This is a genomic window from Pseudomonas sp. DF5 (assembly GCF_058148225.1).
This window is the reverse complement of sequence record NZ_JBYVYM010000022.1, coordinates 102,888-119,796: the sequence shown is the minus strand read 5'-3', so window position 1 is coordinate 119,796 and position 16,909 is coordinate 102,888. Positions and strand designations below refer to the sequence as shown.

Below are 16,909 nucleotides of genomic sequence, written 5' to 3'. Positions count from 1 at the left end.
TGACTGACCTGTAAACACCATATCCCTAAAACCAGACACAAAAAAAACGCCATCCCGAGGGATGGCGTTTTTCATGGAGCGCTTACCGATTACTCAGGCTTGCGACGACCGAAGCCCGGACGCTGGCCCGAACCGGCGGGTGCGCCGCGGCGCTTGCCCGATGGTGCGTCCTTGTCGACCAGAACGATGCCTGGGCGTTTCTTCGGCGCCGGCTTGGCCGGGCGCTTGGTGTCGGCCGGGCGGTCTGCCACCGGCGTACCACGGCCGGCAGGCGCACCGCGATCGCTACGACCACCGGACGGAGCGCCACGGCCTTCGCCGCGCTCAGTACGACCGTTGGCCGGACGTGGCGTGCGTGGACCGCGCTCGCCGTCCTGGCGCGGCGCTGGCTTGCGGGCCGGGCGCTCGCCTTCGATCTGCGGCTCGCGAGATGGACGCGGGCCGGCAGCTGGAGCGCCAGCGGCTGGACGCAAGGTCCGTACGCGCTCGGTCTTGCCCACCGGGCGGGACGATTTGCGCTGCATACGCTCGAGCTTGTCTTTGCTCTTGGCGTTCATTTGCGGCATCGCCACCGGCGTCAGGCCGACTTCAGCACTCAGAATGTCGACTTCCTGCTGGCTCATTTCGCGCCAGCGACCCATCGGCAGGTCGGAGTTGAGGAACACCGGACCGAAACGCACGCGCTTCAGACGGCTGACCACCAGGCCCTGGGATTCCCACAGACGACGAACTTCGCGGTTACGACCTTCCATCACCACGCAGTGGTACCAGTGGTTGAAACCTTCGCCACCTGGTGCCTGCTTGATGTCGGTGAATTTGGCCGGGCCGTCTTCGAGCACCACGCCTGCCTTCAGACGCTCGATCATCTCGTCGTCGACTTCACCACGTACACGGACGGCGTATTCACGGTCCATTTCGTAGGACGGGTGCATCAGGCGGTTGGCCAGCTCACCGTCGGTGGTGAACATCAGCAGACCTGTGGTGTTGATGTCCAGGCGACCGATGTTGATCCAGCGACCTTCTTTCGGGCGCGGCATCTTGTCGAACACGGTCGGACGGCCTTCCGGGTCGTCACGGGTGCAGATTTCACCGTCGGGTTTGTTGTACATGATCACGCGGCGTACCGACTCGGCAGCTTCTTCGCGCTTGATCACCTTGCCATCGATGGTGATGGCGTCATGCAGGTCGACGCGCAGGCCGAGGGTGGCGTCTTTGCCATTGACCTTGATGCGGCCGTGGCTGATCCAGGCTTCTACGTCACGGCGCGAGCCGACGCCGATACGGGCGAGGACTTTCTGCAGTTTTTCGCCTGCTGGGCCGATTTCCTGGTCGTCTTTCTGGTCGTTGATACTCATCTGGGCACCTCCCGGTGTGATCAGGTTCAGGCCTAGGCCTGAAGATGTGAAATCTGGTCGTTTGACGAAGGGATCGCCAAAGGGTCGCGAATCATACGCTCATGGGAACGTTCGCGCATCAGAGACTAGCTGATTGACAGTCAGTTATTTGCTTTTCCGCCGGCCGGTGGCACCAAGCGCTCGAATTCAATACAGAACCAATGTGTGGAGCGGGCTTGCTCGCGAAAGCGGAGTGTCAGTCGACATCACTGCTGCCTGATACACCGCTTTCGCGAGCAAGCCCGCTCCCACAGGTTTTTTGTCAGTCTTCGAACTGGCGGCGTTCGGCCTCGATCGCTTCTGCCAGGGCTTGGGCTTCGGCTTCTTCGTCGCTCATCTCGGGCTCAGGTTTCGGCTGTTCGAGAGCGGCGACGGCAGCCAGCAGTTTCTCGCGAGCTTCGGCGACGCCAAGCACATCATCTTCCTGCTCTTGTTCCTGCTCTTCTTCGACTGTGGCATCGGGCTCAACCTGAAGCTCAACGTCGATTTCCGGCTCCGGCGGTTGCTCCAAAACCTCTTCGGTCTCGGTCAACTCGCCATCGCGCAACAAATCGTCGAAATCGGTCTTGAGCCCCTCCTCCATGGTGTCCAGCTCCAGCAACAGCGTGTGGAAGCTGGTTTCTTCCTTGGGCTCTTCCGGCTCGGCGCTGGCATCCGCCAATTCTTGCAACCCGGCCGGCACCGGTGCGTCGTCGAACTCGAGCATCGGTTCGGGCTCCAGCTCGCGCAGCTCCGCCAGCGGCGGCAGGTCGTCGAGGTTCTTCAGGTTGAAGTGATCGAGAAACGCCTTGGTGGTGGCGAACATTGCCGGTTTGCCGGGCACGTCGCGGTAACCGACGATGCGAATCCACTCACGCTCCAGCAGGGTTTTGACGATGTGGCTGTTGACTGCCACGCCGCGCACGTCTTCGATCTCGCCCCGGGTGATCGGTTGGCGATAGGCAATCAGGGCCATGGTTTCGAGCATGGCGCGCGAGTAACGCTGTGGCCGTTCTTCCCACAGGCGCCCGACCCACGGCGCGAACTTTTCGCGGATCTGCAGGCGATACCCGGAGGCGACTTCCTTCAACTCGAAGGCTCGGCCATCGCAGGATTTGCCCAGAATCGTCAGCGCTTTCTTGAAAACCGCTGGTTCAGGCCGCTCGCCTTCTTCGAAGAGTTCGAACAGGCGCTCAAGCGATTGCGGTTTTCCCGAGGCCAACAGAAAGGCTTCAAGCAGTGGCGCCAGCTCGCGGGGTTCAGTCAGGTTCATGATTCAACTCGTTATTCGGCTCGGGCTCGCACATGTATCGCCGCGAACGGCTCATTCTGCACCAGCTCGACCAAGGATTCCTTGACCAGTTCGAGGATCGCCATAAAGGTCACCACTACCCCCAGACGTCCTTCTTCAGCGGTGAACAGCTCGACAAAGGGCACGAAACCGCCACCCTTGAGCCGCTCCAGTACATCGCTCATGCGTTCGCGGGTGGACAGTGCCTCGCGGCTGACCTGGTGGCTTTCGAACATGTCGCCCCGGCGCAAGACCTCGGCCATGGACATCAGCAACTCTTCCAGACTCACATCCGGCAGCAGCTTGCGCGCCCGGGCTTCCGGCGCGTCGAGCTTGGGCACCACGACATCGCGGCCGACGCGGCTCAGGCCATCGATGCCTTCGGCGGCGGCCTTGAAGCGTTCGTATTCCTGCAAGCGGCGGATCAGTTCGGCGCGAGGGTCGTCTTCCTCGTCTTCAATGGTTTCGGCTCGCGGCAGCAACATCCGCGACTTGATCTCGGCGAGCATCGCGGCCATCACCAAGTACTCGGCGGCCAGCTCCAGGCGCACCGACTGCATCAACTCGACATAGCCCATGTACTGGCGGGTGATTTCCGCCACCGGGATGTCGAGGATGTTGATGTTCTGTTTGCGGATCAGGTACAGGAGCAGGTCGAGCGGGCCTTCGAAGGCTTCCAGGAAGACCTCGAGCGCATCCGGCGGGATGTACAGGTCCAGCGGCATTTCCATGACCGCCTGGCCATAGACCATGGCGAAAGGCAGTTCTTGCTGGGCGCCGGCCTGGCTGTCGACGGGTTCTGGTTCTACTGCAGACATCTACGCCTCGGCCATGAATGGCGTAGGGTCGCCGCAACCGACACGGATGACTTCCGGCTCGCCGTCGGCGAGGCTGATCACGGTGGACGCCTTGATTCCGCCGAAACCGCCGTCGATGATCAGGTCCACCTGATGCTCCAGCAACTGGCGCATTTCGTAGGGATCGGTCAGCGGGTCGGTGTCGCCGGGCATGATCAGGGTCACACTCATCAGCGGTTCGCCGAGCTCTTCCAGCAGCGCCAACGCAATCGGGTGGCTTGGTACGCGCAGGCCGATGGTGCGTTTTTTCGGGTGCAGCAACAGCCGCGGAACTTCGCGGGTGGCGTTGAGGATGAAGGTGTAAGGCCCCGGCAAGTGGGCCTTGAGCAGACGGAAAGTACCGGTGTCGATCTTGGCGAACAGCCCCAGCTGCGACAGGTCGCTGCAGATCAGTGCGAAGTTGTGCTTCTCATCCAGCTGACGCAACCGACGCACACGCTCCACGGCGGTCTTGTCACCGATCTGGCAACCAATGGCGTAGGAAGAGTCTGTGGGATAAATCACCACCCCGCCGTTGCGGATGATCTCGACAGCCTGTTTGATCAGGCGCGCTTGCGGGTTTTCCGGATGAATCTGGAAAAATTGACTCACATTTTCTACCTGTTCAGACGGCGGCAATAATTGGGTCATGTTTGAATCGACACCACAGTGGTGGCAGATCCTCCGGGAGCGGGCGGTATTCACCGATCTCGGACCAGCCTCCAGGGCCATGAAAATCACTGCCGGCGCTGACCAGCAGACCAAACTCACGGGCAAGAATCGCCAGGCTGCCCACTTGCTCGGCGGGCTGATGGCCATTGACCACTTCAATCGCGTGGCCCCCGGCTTGAATATAGTCAGAAATCAGGCGGCGACGCTTGCTACGAGTGAAATCGTAGTGCCAGGGGTGCGCCAGGCTGACCCAGGCACCCGCGGCGCGCAGGGTCTCGACGGTGTCTTCGAGGGTCGGCCAGTGCAGCTTGACGTCTCCCAGCTTGCCGGCGCCCAGCCATTTGCGGAACGCTTCGGCGCGATCCTTGACGAAACCTTCGCGCACCATCCAGTCGGCGAAGTGCGGACGGGCCGGCGCGTTGCCGCTGTCGCCCAGTTCCTGCTGAATGGCGCGGGCGCCGTCAAGCGCCCCCGGCATGCCTTTCAACGCCAACTTGCGGCTTATTTCTTCGGACCGTAGCCAGCGGCCATCGTGCAATTTGGCGATGGCCTCGACCAATGGCGCGGCATTGACGTCGAAACCATAGCCCAGCACATGAATGGTCGCCCCGCCCCAGGTGCAGGACAATTCGACGCCGTTGACCAGTTGCATCCCCAGCGCCGTCGCGGCGCTACGGGCCTCGTCGAGGCCTTCAAGGGTGTCGTGATCAGTCAAGGCCAGGACTCGCACGCCTTTCTCGAACGCACGCGCAACCAGTGCCGCAGGCGCCAGGGCGCCATCGGAGGCCGTGCTATGGCAGTGCAAATCAACATTCACAGGACTATGTAACCTCAAATCAGCTGACGCTATCGCGCGTCAATATGTTTGTTATTATGCCGCCACATCCTGCTTCTGGCTGCCACTGTGAAACAATTCATCGACTTCATCCCGCTTCTGCTGTTTTTCATCGTCTTCAAAATCGACCCGCGGGTCGTCGATATTGGCGGTCACCAACTGTCTGTCGGTGGTATTTACAGCGCCACGGCGATGCTGATCATCAGCTCCCTGGTGGTCTACGGCACGCTGTACATCAAGCAGCGCAAGCTGGAGAAGAGCCAGTGGCTGACCCTCATTGCCTGCCTGGTCTTCGGCAGCCTGACCTTGGCGTTCCACAGCGAGACCTTCCTGAAATGGAAAGCCCCGGTGGTCAACTGGCTGTTCGCCCTCGCGTTCATCGGCAGCCATTTCGTCGGTGACCAACTGCTGATCAAACGCATCATGGGCCACGCGCTGACTCTGCCGGAGCCGGTCTGGACCCGCCTGAACATCGCCTGGATCGTTTTTTTCCTGTTTTGCGGTGCCGCCAACCTGTTCGTCGCGTTCACCTTCCAGAGCTACTGGGTAGACTTCAAGGTCTTCGGCAGCCTGGGCATGACTTTGCTGTTCCTGGTCGGCCAGGGCATCTACTTGTCCCGCCACTTGCACGACGCCGACACCACAACGCCAAAAACCGAGGACTGACATGCTTTACGCAATCATTGCCACAGACGTCGCCAACTCCCTGGAAGCCCGACTGGCCGCACGGCCTGCGCACCTTGAGCGTCTGCAAGTGCTCAAGGGCGAAGGTCGTATCGTATTGGCCGGTCCACACCCGGCGGTCGACAGCAATGATCCGGGCGCGGCCGGTTTCACCGGCAGCCTGATCGTCGCCGAATTCGAGTCCCTGAGCGCCGCCAAGGCCTGGGCCGATGCCGATCCGTACGTTGCCGCAGGCGTCTACGCCAACGTTCTGGTCAAGCCGTTCAAGCAAGTCCTGCCGTAAAGTTCTCGCGTGCGGTGAATCTCATCGATTCATCGCACGTTCAATCGCTCATTATTCTCGTTTACCGGCCGACAACCTGCCCAATACTCGTATTGGAATCAGGAGTTGCGATGCGCAAAGGTCCGTTGTGTCTGATGTTGGTGACGTTGTCGATCATGGCGCCCGCCCATGGTGAAGAAAGCGCCAATGGCGGTAATTCGACGCCGCTGTCCTTGAGCGCCGGCAGCCAGATCACCGAGTTGCAGCAGCGCTTGAAAGAAAGCGAGCAGCAACGAGAAACACTGAGCAAACAATTGCAAACCACCGATGGCGAACGCGAAAGCGCCCAGCTAAGCCGGTTGCGCCAGGAGAATCAGCGCCTGAAACTGCAACTCAAGGAAGCCCTGGCCAGCAGCCCGCTGCCACGCCTGCTGACCGATCAGCAGCAGTGGTTCGTTATCGGGGCGGCAGTAGCGCTATTGGCCCTGCTCTGCGGTATCTTCGCCAGTGGTGCCACCAGAAAACGTAGGCAATGGCTAAATTGAGTGAGTCATGAGCGAGCTGTTACTAATTGATGATGACCAGGAGCTGTGTGAGCTCCTGAGCAGTTGGCTGAGCCAGGAAGGCTTTCAGGTTCGCGCCTGCCACGATGGCCAGAGCGCCCGTCGCGCGCTGACCGAAACGTCTCCGGCGGCCGTGGTGCTGGACGTGATGCTGCCGGACGGCAGCGGCCTGGAACTGCTCAAGCAACTGCGCAGCGACCATCCGGATTTGCCGGTGCTGATGCTGTCGGCCCGTGGCGAACCGCTGGACCGCATCCTCGGCCTGGAACTGGGCGCCGACGATTACCTGGCCAAGCCGTGCGACCCACGGGAACTGACCGCCCGCTTGCGCGCGGTGTTGCGCCGCAGTCATCCGACGGCGGTCTCCAGCCAGCTCGAGCTGGGCGACCTGTGCTTCAGCCCGGTACGTGGTGTGGTCAGCATCGATGAACAGGAATTCACCCTCACCGTTTCCGAAAGCCGCCTGCTCGAAGCCCTGCTCAAGCAGCCCGGCGAACCGCTGGATAAACAGGAACTGGCGCAAATCGCCCTCGGTCGCAAACTGACCCTGTACGACCGCAGCCTGGACATGCACGTCAGCAACCTGCGCAAGAAAATCGGCCCACACCCCGACGGCCGCCCGCGCATCGTGGCCCTGCGCAGTCGCGGTTACTACTACAGCCTCTGAGCCCATTGCGTGTGCCCTGTAATCCCTACTACGTGGCGGGACCGCGGCCCATCGCGAAATTGTCAGGAAGGCAGAAAACCGTCTTTACCCAAGCTTTACGCTCCGCTGACCGCCGTTGACCTTGATCTGCGTAATCTGCACACATCCGGAACGTACCGGGAACGAGACAAGGAGATACACCATGCGCAAGACTCTTATCGCTCTGATGTTTGCTGCCGCCCTGCCGACCGTTGCCATGGCCATGCCTGAAGGCCCAGGCCCGATGGGTGATCACATGGACGGCTCACGCTATGGCGGTCAGATGCACGGCATGCACGGTAAAGGCCCTTACAGCCAACTGGACTTGAGCCGCGAACAGCGCGAGCAGATCCGCAAAATCATGGGCGAGCAGATGCACGAGCGTCAGCAACTGGTCGACAAGTACCTGGAAAAACTTTCGCCAGCCGACCAGAAAGCCCTGAAAGACGAGATGGAGGCCAAGCACAAGAAAGCCGAAGCCGACGTTCGCGCCCTGCTGAAACCGGATCAACAGAAGCAATTCGACGAGATCCAGAAGAAACAAGCTGAGCGTCGCGCCGAATGGGCCGAGTTCAAGGCCTGGAAAGCGCAGCACGCGCAAAAAGCGCAATAATGCGTTAACCCTGGACCCAACGGCTAATCACCGTTGGGTCTGATGCCACTCAATTTAATGTGGGAGCGGGCTTGCTCGCGAAAGCGGAGTGTCAGACAGCACTAATGTCGCCTGACACACCCTCTTCGCGAGCAAGCCCGCTCCCACATGGATTTGGGCTTGTTCGAGGATTTTCTGTGCGCTCATTGTTCTGGCGTATCCTGGCCAGCTTCTGGCTGGCCATCGCTCTGGTTGCAGGGCTTTCCATTTTGCTGGGACACATGCTCAACCAGGACGCGTGGATTCTCAGTCGCCACCCGGGCCTCAATACCCTGGCCGAACAGTGGACGCAAACTTACGAAAGCCAGGGCGAAGAAGCCGCCCAGGACATCCTGGAGCAGCGCAAGCGCCAATATCACATCGACGTTCAGGTGCTCAACGAGGCAGGAGACCCGGTGGTACGCGGCACCTTCCCTCGGCGTGCAGCCGCCTTCGAAGCACGGCAGCAAAACGATGATCGGCGCCTGCCGTGGCGACGCCTGACCGATGAATACACCAGCACCAAGACGGGCGACACCTACCTGCTGATCTATCGCATTCCCCACCCGGAACTGGACGCCTGGCACCGTGAAAGCCTGCTCTGGCCGTTGAGCGCGCTGGGTATCGCCCTGGTGGTACTGACCCTGTTCAGCCTGCTGGTGACCTTCTCCATCACCCGACCGCTGAGCCGTTTACGTGGCGCAGTGCATGAGTTGGGGCAGACGACGTATCAGCAAAACAGCCTGGCGCAACTGGCTAACCGCCGCGATGAATTCGGTGTGCTGGCCAACGACTTCAATCGCATGGGCGCGCGCCTGCAAAGCCTGATCGGCAGTCAGCGGCAATTGCTGCGTGATGTGTCCCACGAGTTGCGTTCGCCCTTGGCCCGACTGCGCATTGCGCTTGCACTGGCCGAGCGGGCCAATCCCCAGGAGCGGGAAAAGCTCTGGCCGCGCCTGACCCGTGAATGTGATCGACTGGAAGCACTGATCAGCGAAATCCTGGTGTTGGCGCGGGTCGATGCCGACAACGCCAGTGCCGAAGAAGTGGATCTCAATGCACTGCTCAATACCCTGCAAAAGGATGCTCAGCTAAGTTCGCCGGAGCAGAACGTGCGCCTTGAGGCCGAGCCGCAACTGAACCTCAGAGGTTGGCCGACCATGATCGAGCGGGCCGTGGACAACCTGCTGCGCAATGCCCAACGCTTTAACCCGGTCGGGCAACCGATCGAAATGCAGGCGTCGCGTCAGGGCGACAGGATTGTAGTCAGCGTGCGCGATCATGGCCCTGGCGTAGAGACCGAACATTTGAATCAGCTGGGTGAACCGTTCTATCGGGCACCGGGGCAGACAACGGCTGGGCATGGCTTGGGGCTGGCCATCGCACGCCGTGCAGCGGAGCGGCATGGCGGCAGTCTGGTGCTGGCCAATCACCCTGGGGGCGGGTTTATTGCCAGTCTGGAATTGCCGTTGGTGCCGGGGGCGGTGGTGCAGCCGTAAATCGGGGGTGATGCAAAAAGATCGCAGCCTCGTTTCACTCGACAGCTCCTACAAGTGCAACGAGACTGCGATCTTTTGATCTTCAGGCCTTACCGGACCAGGCGCTGACAAACTCGGCCAGATCAACCTTCTCCGCCACACGCGGTTCTTTCTGCGGCGTACCGAGATAAAGGAACGCAATCACCTCTTCTCCTTCGGCCAAACCCAACCCTTTGGCTACATGGGGCGAATAGGCCAGCTCACCGGTGCGCCACACCGCGCCAATGCCTTGCGCGTAAGCGGCCAGCAAAATCCCATGAGCCGCGCAGCCTGCCGCCAACAATTGTTCGGACTTGGGGTATTTGACGTGATCCTGCAAACGCGCAATCACCACAACCACCAGCGGTGCACGCAACGGGCCGTTACGGGCCTTGTCCAGCGCCGCTTCCGACACCTCGCTGTCTTGCAACTTCGCCGCTTCAGCCAGCAACTCGCCCATTTGCTCGCGCGCTGCGCCTTCGACGGTCAGGAAGCGCCAAGGCTGCAAATGGCCGTGGTCTGGCGCGCGCATCGCGGCGGCAAACAGCACTTCGCGTTGCTCGGCAGTGGGCGCCGGATCGAGCAGTCGTGGAACGGAAACACGGTTGAGCAAAGCGTCGAGAGCCTGCATCGGCCACCTCCTGAAAAAAATGTCTGCCTATTCTAGCGGTATCCGGCACAGGGCTGTCGGTTTACATGCCCTGCCCCGCAGGTAGAATGGCGCCCTTCCCTACTTCAGCCCGAGCGGACTTCATGGCGTTGCCGACCTTACGGATCATTGGTTTCATCATCGGCATCTTCCTGATCACGCTGGCCATTTCCATGGCCGTGCCCATGGCTACCCTGGTGATCTTCGAGCGCACCAGCGACCTGCCGTCATTCCTCTGGGCCAGCATGATTACCTTTGTCGCCGGCCTGGCCCTGGTCATTCCAGGGCGTCCCGAACACATCCATCTGCGCCCGCGAGACATGTACCTGCTGACCGTCAGTAGCTGGCTGGTGGTGTGCATCTTCGCCGCCCTGCCGTTCCTGCTGACCCAGAACATCAGCTACACCGACTCATTCTTCGAAAGCATGTCCGGCATCACCGCCACCGGCTCGACGGTACTCACGGGCCTGGACACCATGTCCCCCGGCATTCTGATATGGCGTTCCTTGCTGCACTGGATCGGCGGGATCGGCTTTATCGGCATGGCGGTAGCGATTCTGCCATTGCTGCGCATCGGTGGCATGCGGCTGTTTCAGACCGAGTCGTCGGACCGTTCCGAAAAAGTCATGCCCCGTTCGCACATGGTGGCGCGCTTGATCGTTGCGACCTACGTCGGCATCACCATTTTCGGCAGCCTGGCGTTCTGGTGGGCCGGGATGAGCCCGTTCGATGCGATCAACCACGCGATGTCGGCGATTTCCACCGGCGGCTTTTCCACCTCCGACCAGTCCCTGGCCAAGTGGCCGGAGCCTGCGGTGCATTGGGTTGCGATCGTCATCATGATTCTCGGCGCCCTGCCGTTCACCCTGTACGTGGCGATGCTGCGTGGTAATCGGCGGGCACTGATCAAGGATGAGCAGGTTCAGGGGCTGCTCGGCATGTTGCTGGTGACCTGGCTGGTGCTCGGCACCTGGTACTGGTGGACCACTCAACTGCATTGGCTGGAGGCGTTGCGGCATGTGGCGCTGAACGTCACGTCGGTGGTGACGACGACAGGTTTTGCACTCGGGGACTACAGCCTCTGGGGCAACTTCTCGCTGATGCTGTTCTTCTACCTGGGGTTTGTCGGCGGCTGCTCGGGCTCGACTGCAGGTGGGATCAAGATTTTCCGCTTCCAGGTGGCCTACATTCTGCTCAAGGCCAACCTTAACCAGTTGATTCACCCACGCGCGGTGATCAAGCAAAAGTACAACGGCCACCGTCTCGACGAAGAAATCGTGCGTTCGATCCTGACCTTTTCGTTCTTTTTCGCCATCACCATTTGCGTGATCGCGCTACTGTTGTCGCTGCTCGGCGTGGACTGGATGACCGCCCTGACCGGCGCGGCCAGCACAGTATCCGGCGTCGGCCCGGGGTTGGGCGAAACCATTGGCCCGGCGGGTAACTTCGCCAGCCTGCCGGATGCCGCGAAGTGGATTCTCTCGTTCGGCATGCTGCTGGGCCGGCTGGAGATCATTACGGTGTTTGTTCTGTGTATCCCTGCGTTCTGGCGTCACTGACCGGCGTGAGCGCTTCCGTCAGCCGCGCCCGGTATTCGCCGGGGGTGGTGTCGAACCAGCGTCGGAAGGCGCGGAAAAAGTTGCTCGGATCGGCAAACCCCAACAGGTAGGCAATTTCCAGCAGCGTCATGCTCGGTCGCGCCAGGTATTGCTCGGCCAGTTCACGCCGCGTGTCATCCAGCAACGTCTGAAAACTCGTGCCCTCTTCCTGCAATCGTCGCTGCAAGGTGCGTTGCGACAGGTGCAGCGCCTGCGCCACCGCATCGCGCTTGGGTTCGCCCTGAGGCAGCAAACGACACAGCACCTGCCGCGCATTGTGGGTCACGCGGCTCTCGGAAAACCGCGCCAGATATTCCCCGGCAAAGCGGTCGTGCAGCAGCGCCATGGCCTCGTTGGCAGTGGGCAACGGCGCCTCCAGGTCGGCGCGTTCGAAGATCAAGGCGTCATAGGGCGCATTGAACATCATCGGCGCGTGGAAGGCTTGCTTGTACGGTTCGAGATCGACGGGCTGATCGCCCTGCAACAGCACTTTGCGCGGATGTAGCGTATGCCCGGTCAACCAGCTGCAAAACGCCAGGGCACAGGCCAACGATGCTTCGGCGCTTTGTCGGGTCGGTGGCAGATGGTCGCCATGCACCGTCAAAATCAGCGCATACCCCTCATCCAGCACTCGCAAACTCAGGTCGGCACTTTCGGCAATGATTCGCTGATAACGCACCAGACGCTGAAAGCCTTCGGCCAGGGTCCGGCTGGACATCAAGGCATAACCGGCGACGTGCAGGGACGCCGGTCGCACCACCTTGCCCATGTTCAGACCAATCGCCGGGTTACCGGACAGCTCGACCGCGCGCTGCCAGAGCCGCGTCATGGAATCTTGCGGGAACCGCGCATCCGGATCATCCAGTGCCGCATAGTCGAGCCCTAGCTGCTTGAACAAAACCCGGCAATCCAGGCCGTCCATTTCCAGTGCTTTGACAATCCCCATCGCCCAGCTTGCAGAAGTCGTTCGTTCGCTCATGGCGTTCACTACGTGATGGCCGCATGCCACGACCTAATGCAGAAGGATACTAAAGTGGCGCCAATTGTCAGTGGCTGATGCCAATGATCACTCTAGACTTAAATAAGCTACCCGCAGCACAACTTGTCGCCTGCACACCCACCACAGAGGTCGCAGTCGTGGAAAACATCAAACGCTTCAACAGCTTCGCTGAGTTTTACCCGTATTACCTCAGCGAACACAGCAACAGCACTTGCCGACGATTGCACTTTGTCGGCACCACATTGGTCATTTTCATATTGGCGCTGGCCCTCGCCAAAAGCGCATGGTGGCTGTTATTGGCCCTGCCGCTGGCCGGTTACAGCTTTGCCTGGACCGGACATTTCTTCTTCGAAAAGAATCGTCCTGCAACCTTTCAGCATCCTCTTTACAGCTTGCTCGGCGATTTCGTCATGTACCGCGACATGATTGCAGGTCGCGTGCCGTTCTAGGCTCCATTAGCCACAAACGCGTCCTGTTCAGCCAGTGCAGCGCTGGATCCAAGGCTTACACTCGAAACATCCCTTTCGACAAGAACAAGAGAATAGCCGATGAATGCTCGCGCCCGTTTTACCCACATGCAGGACGGCACGCAGGAAGACTGGGCGATCATCGCCGCAGATTTCGGCGCCTATGCCCGGCAATTGCCTACAAGGATCGTGGCGCATTTGAAGTTACTGGAGGGTGATTTCGGCGGATTCCCGGTGGATCGCCTGACCCACTCCCTGCAAACCGCCAGCCGTGCCTGGCGCGATGGTCGCGACGAGGAATACGTCGTCTGCGCCCTGCTCCATGACATCGGCGACACACTGGGCTCCTACAACCACCCGGACATCGCTGCGGCGATCCTCAAGCCGTTCGTCAGTGCCGAGAACCTGTGGATGGTGGAGAAACACGGGATTTTCCAGGGCTATTACTTCTTCCATCACCTGGGGATGGACCGGCATTTGCGCGAGCAATTCAGCGCTCATCCTCAGTATCGGGCGACCATCGAATTTTGCGCCCGGTACGATGCGGCGGCGTTCGATCCGGCATACGACACACTGCCGCTGAGCTTTTTCGAACCGATGATGGAGCGGTTGTTTGCACAGCCGAAGCATTCGATCTACAAGGCGGCGATGGAAGAACAGGCGCCGGCCTGAAGAATGTCGGGGACCGCTGCGCGGTCCATTCGCGAGCAAGCCCGCTCCCACATTGGATCTGCGGTGGTCACAAATATTGTGTTCACAGAAGATCCAATGTGGGAGCGGGCTTGCTCGCGAAGAGGCCTTCCCAGGCACTCCATTTCTGGCAGGTTACGCCGGCTCCGCAACCTTCACCGTCTTCAACTCCGCCTCCCGCGCCTGGGCATCGGCCAACCGATACAACTCGATCGAGCCATCCCAATGCTCGATCAGCGCCGTGCACGACTCCACCCAATCCCCACAATTGAGGTAATCCACCTCGCCAACCTTGCGAATCTCGGCATGGTGAATGTGCCCGCAGACCACGCCATGCAACTCGCGTTTGACGCATTCGTGAGCGATGGCTTCCTCAAAATCACTGATGAAACTGACGGCGGTCTTGACCTTGTGCTTGAGGTACGCCGACAACGACCAATAACCGTAGCCATAACGGGCCCGCCAATGGTTGAGCCAGCGGTTGAGGGTCAGGGTAAATTCGTAGGCCGAGTCGCCGAGGAACGCCAGCCAGCGGTGATAGCGAGTAATCACGTCGAACTGATCGCCATGAATCACCAGCAGATGACGACCATCGGCGGTCACGTGCACGGCTTCGTCCACCAGCTGGATATTGCCCAGCATCAGTTTCGAATAACGGCGCAGGAATTCGTCATGGTTGCCGGTGACGTAGATCACTTCTGTGCCGCGCTTGCTCATGGTCAGCAGGCGACGAATCACGTTGGTGTGCGCCTGGGGCCAATACATGCCGCTGCGCAGCTTCCAGCCGTCGATGATGTCACCGACCAGGTAAATCCTGTCGGCATGGTAGCCCTTGAGAAACTGCGACAGGTGTTCGGCCTGACAGTCCCGTGTGCCCAAATGCACGTCGGAAATCCATAAGGTCCGCACACGTTGCTTACGGCTGGGTTTGGCGAGCTCGGCGCTGGTCATGGGCAACCCTCTGGACAAGTTTTGGCAAGCTTGCGCCGGTCGGATTAATTGCCCATGACAATCGCAAGTCAGTCCTGTGACATCACGCGAAAGCAAGCCCCCGGTGTAGACTGGCGGCTTCACTCATCAACATCGCCACGAGACCTGCGATGAGACCGATCCTCACACTGCGCCAATACACCCACGACCTGATCGTCCACAGCCACGACCACGCTCAACTGGTGTTCGGGCTGTCGGGCGCACTGGATTTCGAGGTCGAGGGGCTTGGCAGTCAGGTGGTTCAGCAGAGTTTCGTGGTGGTGCCGTCCGGGGCGCATCATGCCTGCGACAGTGCCCATGGCAGTCGATGCCTGGTGCTGGATGTGCCAAGCGATCAGTGGGTGTCTCAGTCAATGGGGGACCACACCGAGGCCAGCCGTCGCTTGCTCGACAATGCCGGGCGCCTGTCGCTGGACGCCGGGCAGAGCCAATTGGTGAGCTGGCTGGCGGGCAGCCCGATCGGCGATCCGCTGATCGCCCAGCAAGGCGCGGTGTTGCTGCTGGCCAGCCTCAACAACGCCAAACCCGACAGTGTTGGCGGTCGACGCCTGCCGTATGCGGCGCTCAATGCGCACATCGATCAATACGCGGCCTATCCACTGCAAGTTGCCGATCTGGCGCGCATCGCCGGCCTGTCCAGCGCTCGCTTGCATGCGCGGTTCGTGGCGGAATGCGGGCAGACACCGATGGACTACATCCGCAGTCGGCGGCTGCACATTGCCGTGCGCTTGTTGCGCGATTCGGCGCTGCCCATTGGCGAGATCGCATGTCGGGTCGGCTACAGCTCCCAGAGCGCATTCGCTGCGGCGGTGCTGCGTGAATTCGGCGTCTCCCCCGGTAAATTGCGTCGCGAGGCTGGCGACAAATGACGCGAGTCTGGCGACAGACACCCGCAAGCACATCGTTCATTGTGTAGGAGCTGCCCAAGGCCGCTCCTACACAGGTCGACAGTGTTGTCGGCCAGACTCGATACCTTTTTCAAGGACTGCAATGACTCCCCGTACCGCCCTTGGCGCTCTGCATATCGGTGCACTGATGTTCGGCCTGACCGGTGTGTTCGGCAAACTCGCCGCCGCCTCGCCGGCGATCATCGTGTTCGGTCGTGCCGCATTTGCCGTCCTCGCCCTGGCATTTTTCGCCCGGTTCGCCAGTAATACCCGTTGGCAGACACTCGACGCCGTGGACTGGCGCCGCCTGTTGCTCAGCGGCTTGCTGCTGACCGGGCACTGGGTGAGTTTCTTCATTGCAGTGAAGGTGGCCGGGGTGGCGATCGCGACCCTGGGCTTTGCCAGTTTCCCGGCGTTTACCGTGATCCTCGAAGGGCTGATTTTCCGCGAGCGCATCCGCGCCAATGAAATTCTGCTGGTGGTGTTGGTCAGCATCGGTTTGATATTGGTCACGCCGGACTTCGATCTGGCCAGCGGCGCCACCACCGGCCTGTTGTGGGCAGTGGCCTCCGGCCTACTGTTCTCCCTGCTGTCCCTGACCAACCGCGCCAGCTCCGGGCGAATCCCGCCGGTGCAGGCGGCGCTGTGTCAGAACGTAGTGGTTGCGATCTGCCTGCTGCCGGTGGCGATGCCGCAGTTGAGCGAAGTACGTGCCGTCGACTGGCTGTGGATCGGCCTGCTCGGGGTGTTCTGCACCGGTGTCGCTCACAGTCTGTTCGTCGCCAGCCTGGCGGTGATCAAGGCCCGGACCGCGTCAGTGGTGTTCGCAATGGAGCCAGTTTATGGCATCACCATGGCTTGGCTGTTGTTCGATGAAAACCCGACGCTGCGCATGCTGATCGGCGGCGCGTTGATCATCGTGGCCATCGTGGTCTCCAGCCGGTTGTCCGGCAGTTCAAACAAAAAGACCGTTGCCACGCAAGCGCCGTCTCACTGAGTGCGGTCGTTGTGGCCCAGGTCACGGTCCGGATCGATCTGATCGCGGACCCGCTGCTTAAGCACCTTGGCCTCGGGGAAACCGCCGTCGGCCTTGCGCTCCCAGAGCTGCACATCGTCGCAAAAAATGTGGAATACCCCACCAGTGCCGGGCACCAGGGATACTTTGCCCAGGTCGTCGCCGAAGGTGCTGAGCAGTTCCTGGGCCAGCCAGGCGGCGCGCAACAGCCATTGGCATTGCGTGCAGTAGGTGATGACGATTTCCGGTTTACGTGCGGTCATG

At 60.7% G+C, this 16,909-nt stretch carries 20 protein-coding genes; 11 read left to right on the top strand and 9 right to left on the bottom strand.

Annotation, left to right across the window (positions count from 1 at the left end; all coding sequences use genetic code 11):
* Positions 1-89: 89 nt before the first annotated feature.
* From rluB to AC30D7_RS20220, 5 genes are all read right to left on the bottom strand, one after another.
* A complete protein-coding gene (gene rluB, locus AC30D7_RS20240; protein WP_018929938.1) occupies positions 90-1,355 on the bottom strand; it encodes a 23S rRNA pseudouridine(2605) synthase RluB in 1,266 nt (421 codons plus the stop codon).
* 301 nt (positions 1,356-1,656) lie between these two features.
* A complete protein-coding gene (scpB, locus tag AC30D7_RS20235; protein WP_490135237.1) occupies positions 1,657-2,646 on the bottom strand; it encodes an SMC-Scp complex subunit ScpB in 990 nt (329 codons plus the stop codon).
* Between the two features lie 11 nt (positions 2,647-2,657).
* Positions 2,658-3,482: a segregation and condensation protein A gene (locus AC30D7_RS20230; RefSeq protein WP_007938531.1), complete on the bottom strand. Its 825-nt coding sequence runs from the start codon at positions 3,480-3,482 to the stop codon at positions 2,658-2,660.
* The gene (locus AC30D7_RS20225) at positions 3,483-4,112 is read right to left on the bottom strand and encodes an L-threonylcarbamoyladenylate synthase (RefSeq protein WP_032831044.1); all 630 of its coding nucleotides are present in this window, start codon (positions 4,110-4,112) and stop codon (positions 3,483-3,485) included.
* A gap of 13 nt (positions 4,113-4,125) precedes the next feature.
* A complete protein-coding gene (locus AC30D7_RS20220) occupies positions 4,126-4,989 on the bottom strand; it encodes a PHP domain-containing protein (protein WP_018929935.1) in 864 nt (287 codons plus the stop codon).
* A gap of 87 nt (positions 4,990-5,076) precedes the next feature.
* On the opposite strand from AC30D7_RS20220, the gene AC30D7_RS20215 reads away from it, so the two are divergent.
* The 6 genes from AC30D7_RS20215 (at position 5,077) to AC30D7_RS20190 (ending at position 9,331) form a co-directional block, all read left to right on the top strand.
* Positions 5,077-5,673 (top strand): septation protein A, encoded by a 597-nt coding sequence (locus tag AC30D7_RS20215; RefSeq protein WP_019648070.1) that lies wholly within the window; start codon positions 5,077-5,079, stop codon positions 5,671-5,673.
* A gap of 1 nt (position 5,674) precedes the next feature.
* Positions 5,675-5,974, top strand: a complete 300-nt coding sequence (locus AC30D7_RS20210; protein WP_019579534.1) for a YciI family protein — start codon at positions 5,675-5,677, stop codon at positions 5,972-5,974.
* A gap of 110 nt (positions 5,975-6,084) precedes the next feature.
* The gene (locus AC30D7_RS20205; RefSeq protein ID WP_019648069.1) at positions 6,085-6,498 is read left to right on the top strand and encodes a hypothetical protein; all 414 of its coding nucleotides are present in this window, start codon (positions 6,085-6,087) and stop codon (positions 6,496-6,498) included.
* A 7-nt stretch (positions 6,499-6,505) separates the two neighbouring features.
* A complete protein-coding gene (locus AC30D7_RS20200) occupies positions 6,506-7,183 on the top strand; it encodes a response regulator transcription factor (RefSeq protein WP_447788871.1) in 678 nt (225 codons plus the stop codon).
* Between the two features lie 181 nt (positions 7,184-7,364).
* Complete coding sequence (locus AC30D7_RS20195) at positions 7,365-7,814, top strand: Spy/CpxP family protein refolding chaperone (RefSeq protein ID WP_490135236.1); 450 nt, start codon at positions 7,365-7,367, stop codon at positions 7,812-7,814.
* A 176-nt stretch (positions 7,815-7,990) separates the two neighbouring features.
* Positions 7,991-9,331 carry a sensor histidine kinase gene (locus AC30D7_RS20190; RefSeq protein WP_490135235.1) on the top strand — a complete coding sequence of 447 codons (1,341 nt, stop codon included), beginning with the start codon at positions 7,991-7,993 and terminating at the stop codon, positions 9,329-9,331.
* A gap of 82 nt (positions 9,332-9,413) precedes the next feature.
* Here the strand turns inward: AC30D7_RS20190 and AC30D7_RS20185 are convergent, their stop codons facing one another.
* The gene (locus AC30D7_RS20185) at positions 9,414-9,980 is read right to left on the bottom strand and encodes an NAD(P)H nitroreductase (RefSeq protein ID WP_086946375.1); all 567 of its coding nucleotides are present in this window, start codon (positions 9,978-9,980) and stop codon (positions 9,414-9,416) included.
* Between the two features lie 122 nt (positions 9,981-10,102).
* On the opposite strand from AC30D7_RS20185, the gene AC30D7_RS20180 reads away from it, so the two are divergent.
* The gene (locus AC30D7_RS20180) at positions 10,103-11,557 is read left to right on the top strand and encodes a TrkH family potassium uptake protein (RefSeq protein ID WP_490135234.1); all 1,455 of its coding nucleotides are present in this window, start codon (positions 10,103-10,105) and stop codon (positions 11,555-11,557) included.
* Here the strand turns inward: AC30D7_RS20180 and AC30D7_RS20175 are convergent.
* Positions 11,514-12,575, bottom strand: a complete 1,062-nt coding sequence (locus tag AC30D7_RS20175) for an AraC family transcriptional regulator (RefSeq protein WP_490135233.1) — start codon at positions 12,573-12,575, stop codon at positions 11,514-11,516. The genes AC30D7_RS20180 and AC30D7_RS20175 overlap by 44 nt on opposite strands.
* A gap of 158 nt (positions 12,576-12,733) precedes the next feature.
* On the opposite strand from AC30D7_RS20175, the gene AC30D7_RS20170 reads away from it, so the two are divergent.
* Together AC30D7_RS20170 and AC30D7_RS20165 are read left to right on the top strand one after the other, a co-directional pair.
* The gene (locus AC30D7_RS20170) at positions 12,734-13,045 is read left to right on the top strand and encodes an Mpo1-like protein (protein ID WP_490135232.1); all 312 of its coding nucleotides are present in this window, start codon (positions 12,734-12,736) and stop codon (positions 13,043-13,045) included.
* Between the two features lie 99 nt (positions 13,046-13,144).
* Positions 13,145-13,735: an HD domain-containing protein gene (locus AC30D7_RS20165; protein WP_490135231.1), complete on the top strand. Its 591-nt coding sequence runs from the start codon at positions 13,145-13,147 to the stop codon at positions 13,733-13,735.
* A 153-nt stretch (positions 13,736-13,888) separates the two neighbouring features.
* On the opposite strand, the gene AC30D7_RS20160 is transcribed toward AC30D7_RS20165, so the two are convergent.
* Positions 13,889-14,704, bottom strand: a complete 816-nt coding sequence (locus tag AC30D7_RS20160; protein WP_490135230.1) for a UDP-2,3-diacylglucosamine diphosphatase — start codon at positions 14,702-14,704, stop codon at positions 13,889-13,891.
* A 149-nt stretch (positions 14,705-14,853) separates the two neighbouring features.
* Here AC30D7_RS20160 and AC30D7_RS20155 point away from each other — a divergent pair, with 149 nt between their 5' ends.
* Positions 14,854-15,612, top strand: coding sequence for a helix-turn-helix transcriptional regulator (locus AC30D7_RS20155; RefSeq protein ID WP_490135229.1), 759 nt, complete (start codon positions 14,854-14,856; stop codon positions 15,610-15,612).
* A gap of 121 nt (positions 15,613-15,733) precedes the next feature.
* A complete protein-coding gene (locus AC30D7_RS20150) occupies positions 15,734-16,627 on the top strand; it encodes a DMT family transporter (RefSeq protein ID WP_490135228.1) in 894 nt (297 codons plus the stop codon).
* On the opposite strand, the gene AC30D7_RS20145 is transcribed toward AC30D7_RS20150, so the two are convergent.
* Positions 16,621-16,908 carry an Rdx family protein gene (locus AC30D7_RS20145; RefSeq protein ID WP_007895010.1) on the bottom strand — a complete coding sequence of 96 codons (288 nt, stop codon included), beginning with the start codon at positions 16,906-16,908 and terminating at the stop codon, positions 16,621-16,623. The genes AC30D7_RS20150 and AC30D7_RS20145 overlap by 7 nt on opposite strands.
* Position 16,909: the final 1 nt, after the last annotated feature.

What these genes read in the sequence shown, in the direction of transcription:
- AC30D7_RS20145 (WP_007895010.1), bottom strand. Translation starts at nt 16,908, where the DNA reads ATGACCGCACGTAAACCGGAAATCGTCATCACCTACTGCACGCAATGC.
- AC30D7_RS20195 (WP_490135236.1), top strand. Translation starts at nt 7,365, where the DNA reads ATGCGCAAGACTCTTATCGCTCTGATGTTTGCTGCCGCCCTGCCGACC.
- AC30D7_RS20205 (WP_019648069.1), top strand. Translation starts at nt 6,085, where the DNA reads ATGCGCAAAGGTCCGTTGTGTCTGATGTTGGTGACGTTGTCGATCATG.
- AC30D7_RS20175 (WP_490135233.1), bottom strand. Translation starts at nt 12,575, where the DNA reads ATGAGCGAACGAACGACTTCTGCAAGCTGGGCGATGGGGATTGTCAAA.
- rluB (WP_018929938.1), bottom strand. Translation starts at nt 1,355, where the DNA reads ATGAGTATCAACGACCAGAAAGACGACCAGGAAATCGGCCCAGCAGGC.
- AC30D7_RS20155 (WP_490135229.1), top strand. Translation starts at nt 14,854, where the DNA reads ATGAGACCGATCCTCACACTGCGCCAATACACCCACGACCTGATCGTC.
- AC30D7_RS20165 (WP_490135231.1), top strand. Translation starts at nt 13,145, where the DNA reads ATGAATGCTCGCGCCCGTTTTACCCACATGCAGGACGGCACGCAGGAA.
- AC30D7_RS20200 (WP_447788871.1), top strand. Translation starts at nt 6,506, where the DNA reads ATGAGCGAGCTGTTACTAATTGATGATGACCAGGAGCTGTGTGAGCTC.
- AC30D7_RS20210 (WP_019579534.1), top strand. Translation starts at nt 5,675, where the DNA reads ATGCTTTACGCAATCATTGCCACAGACGTCGCCAACTCCCTGGAAGCC.
- scpB (WP_490135237.1), bottom strand. Translation starts at nt 2,646, where the DNA reads ATGAACCTGACTGAACCCCGCGAGCTGGCGCCACTGCTTGAAGCCTTT.
- AC30D7_RS20180 (WP_490135234.1), top strand. Translation starts at nt 10,103, where the DNA reads ATGGCGTTGCCGACCTTACGGATCATTGGTTTCATCATCGGCATCTTC.
- AC30D7_RS20150 (WP_490135228.1), top strand. Translation starts at nt 15,734, where the DNA reads ATGACTCCCCGTACCGCCCTTGGCGCTCTGCATATCGGTGCACTGATG.
- AC30D7_RS20160 (WP_490135230.1), bottom strand. Translation starts at nt 14,704, where the DNA reads ATGACCAGCGCCGAGCTCGCCAAACCCAGCCGTAAGCAACGTGTGCGG.
- AC30D7_RS20230 (WP_007938531.1), bottom strand. Translation starts at nt 3,482, where the DNA reads ATGTCTGCAGTAGAACCAGAACCCGTCGACAGCCAGGCCGGCGCCCAG.
- AC30D7_RS20185 (WP_086946375.1), bottom strand. Translation starts at nt 9,980, where the DNA reads ATGCAGGCTCTCGACGCTTTGCTCAACCGTGTTTCCGTTCCACGACTG.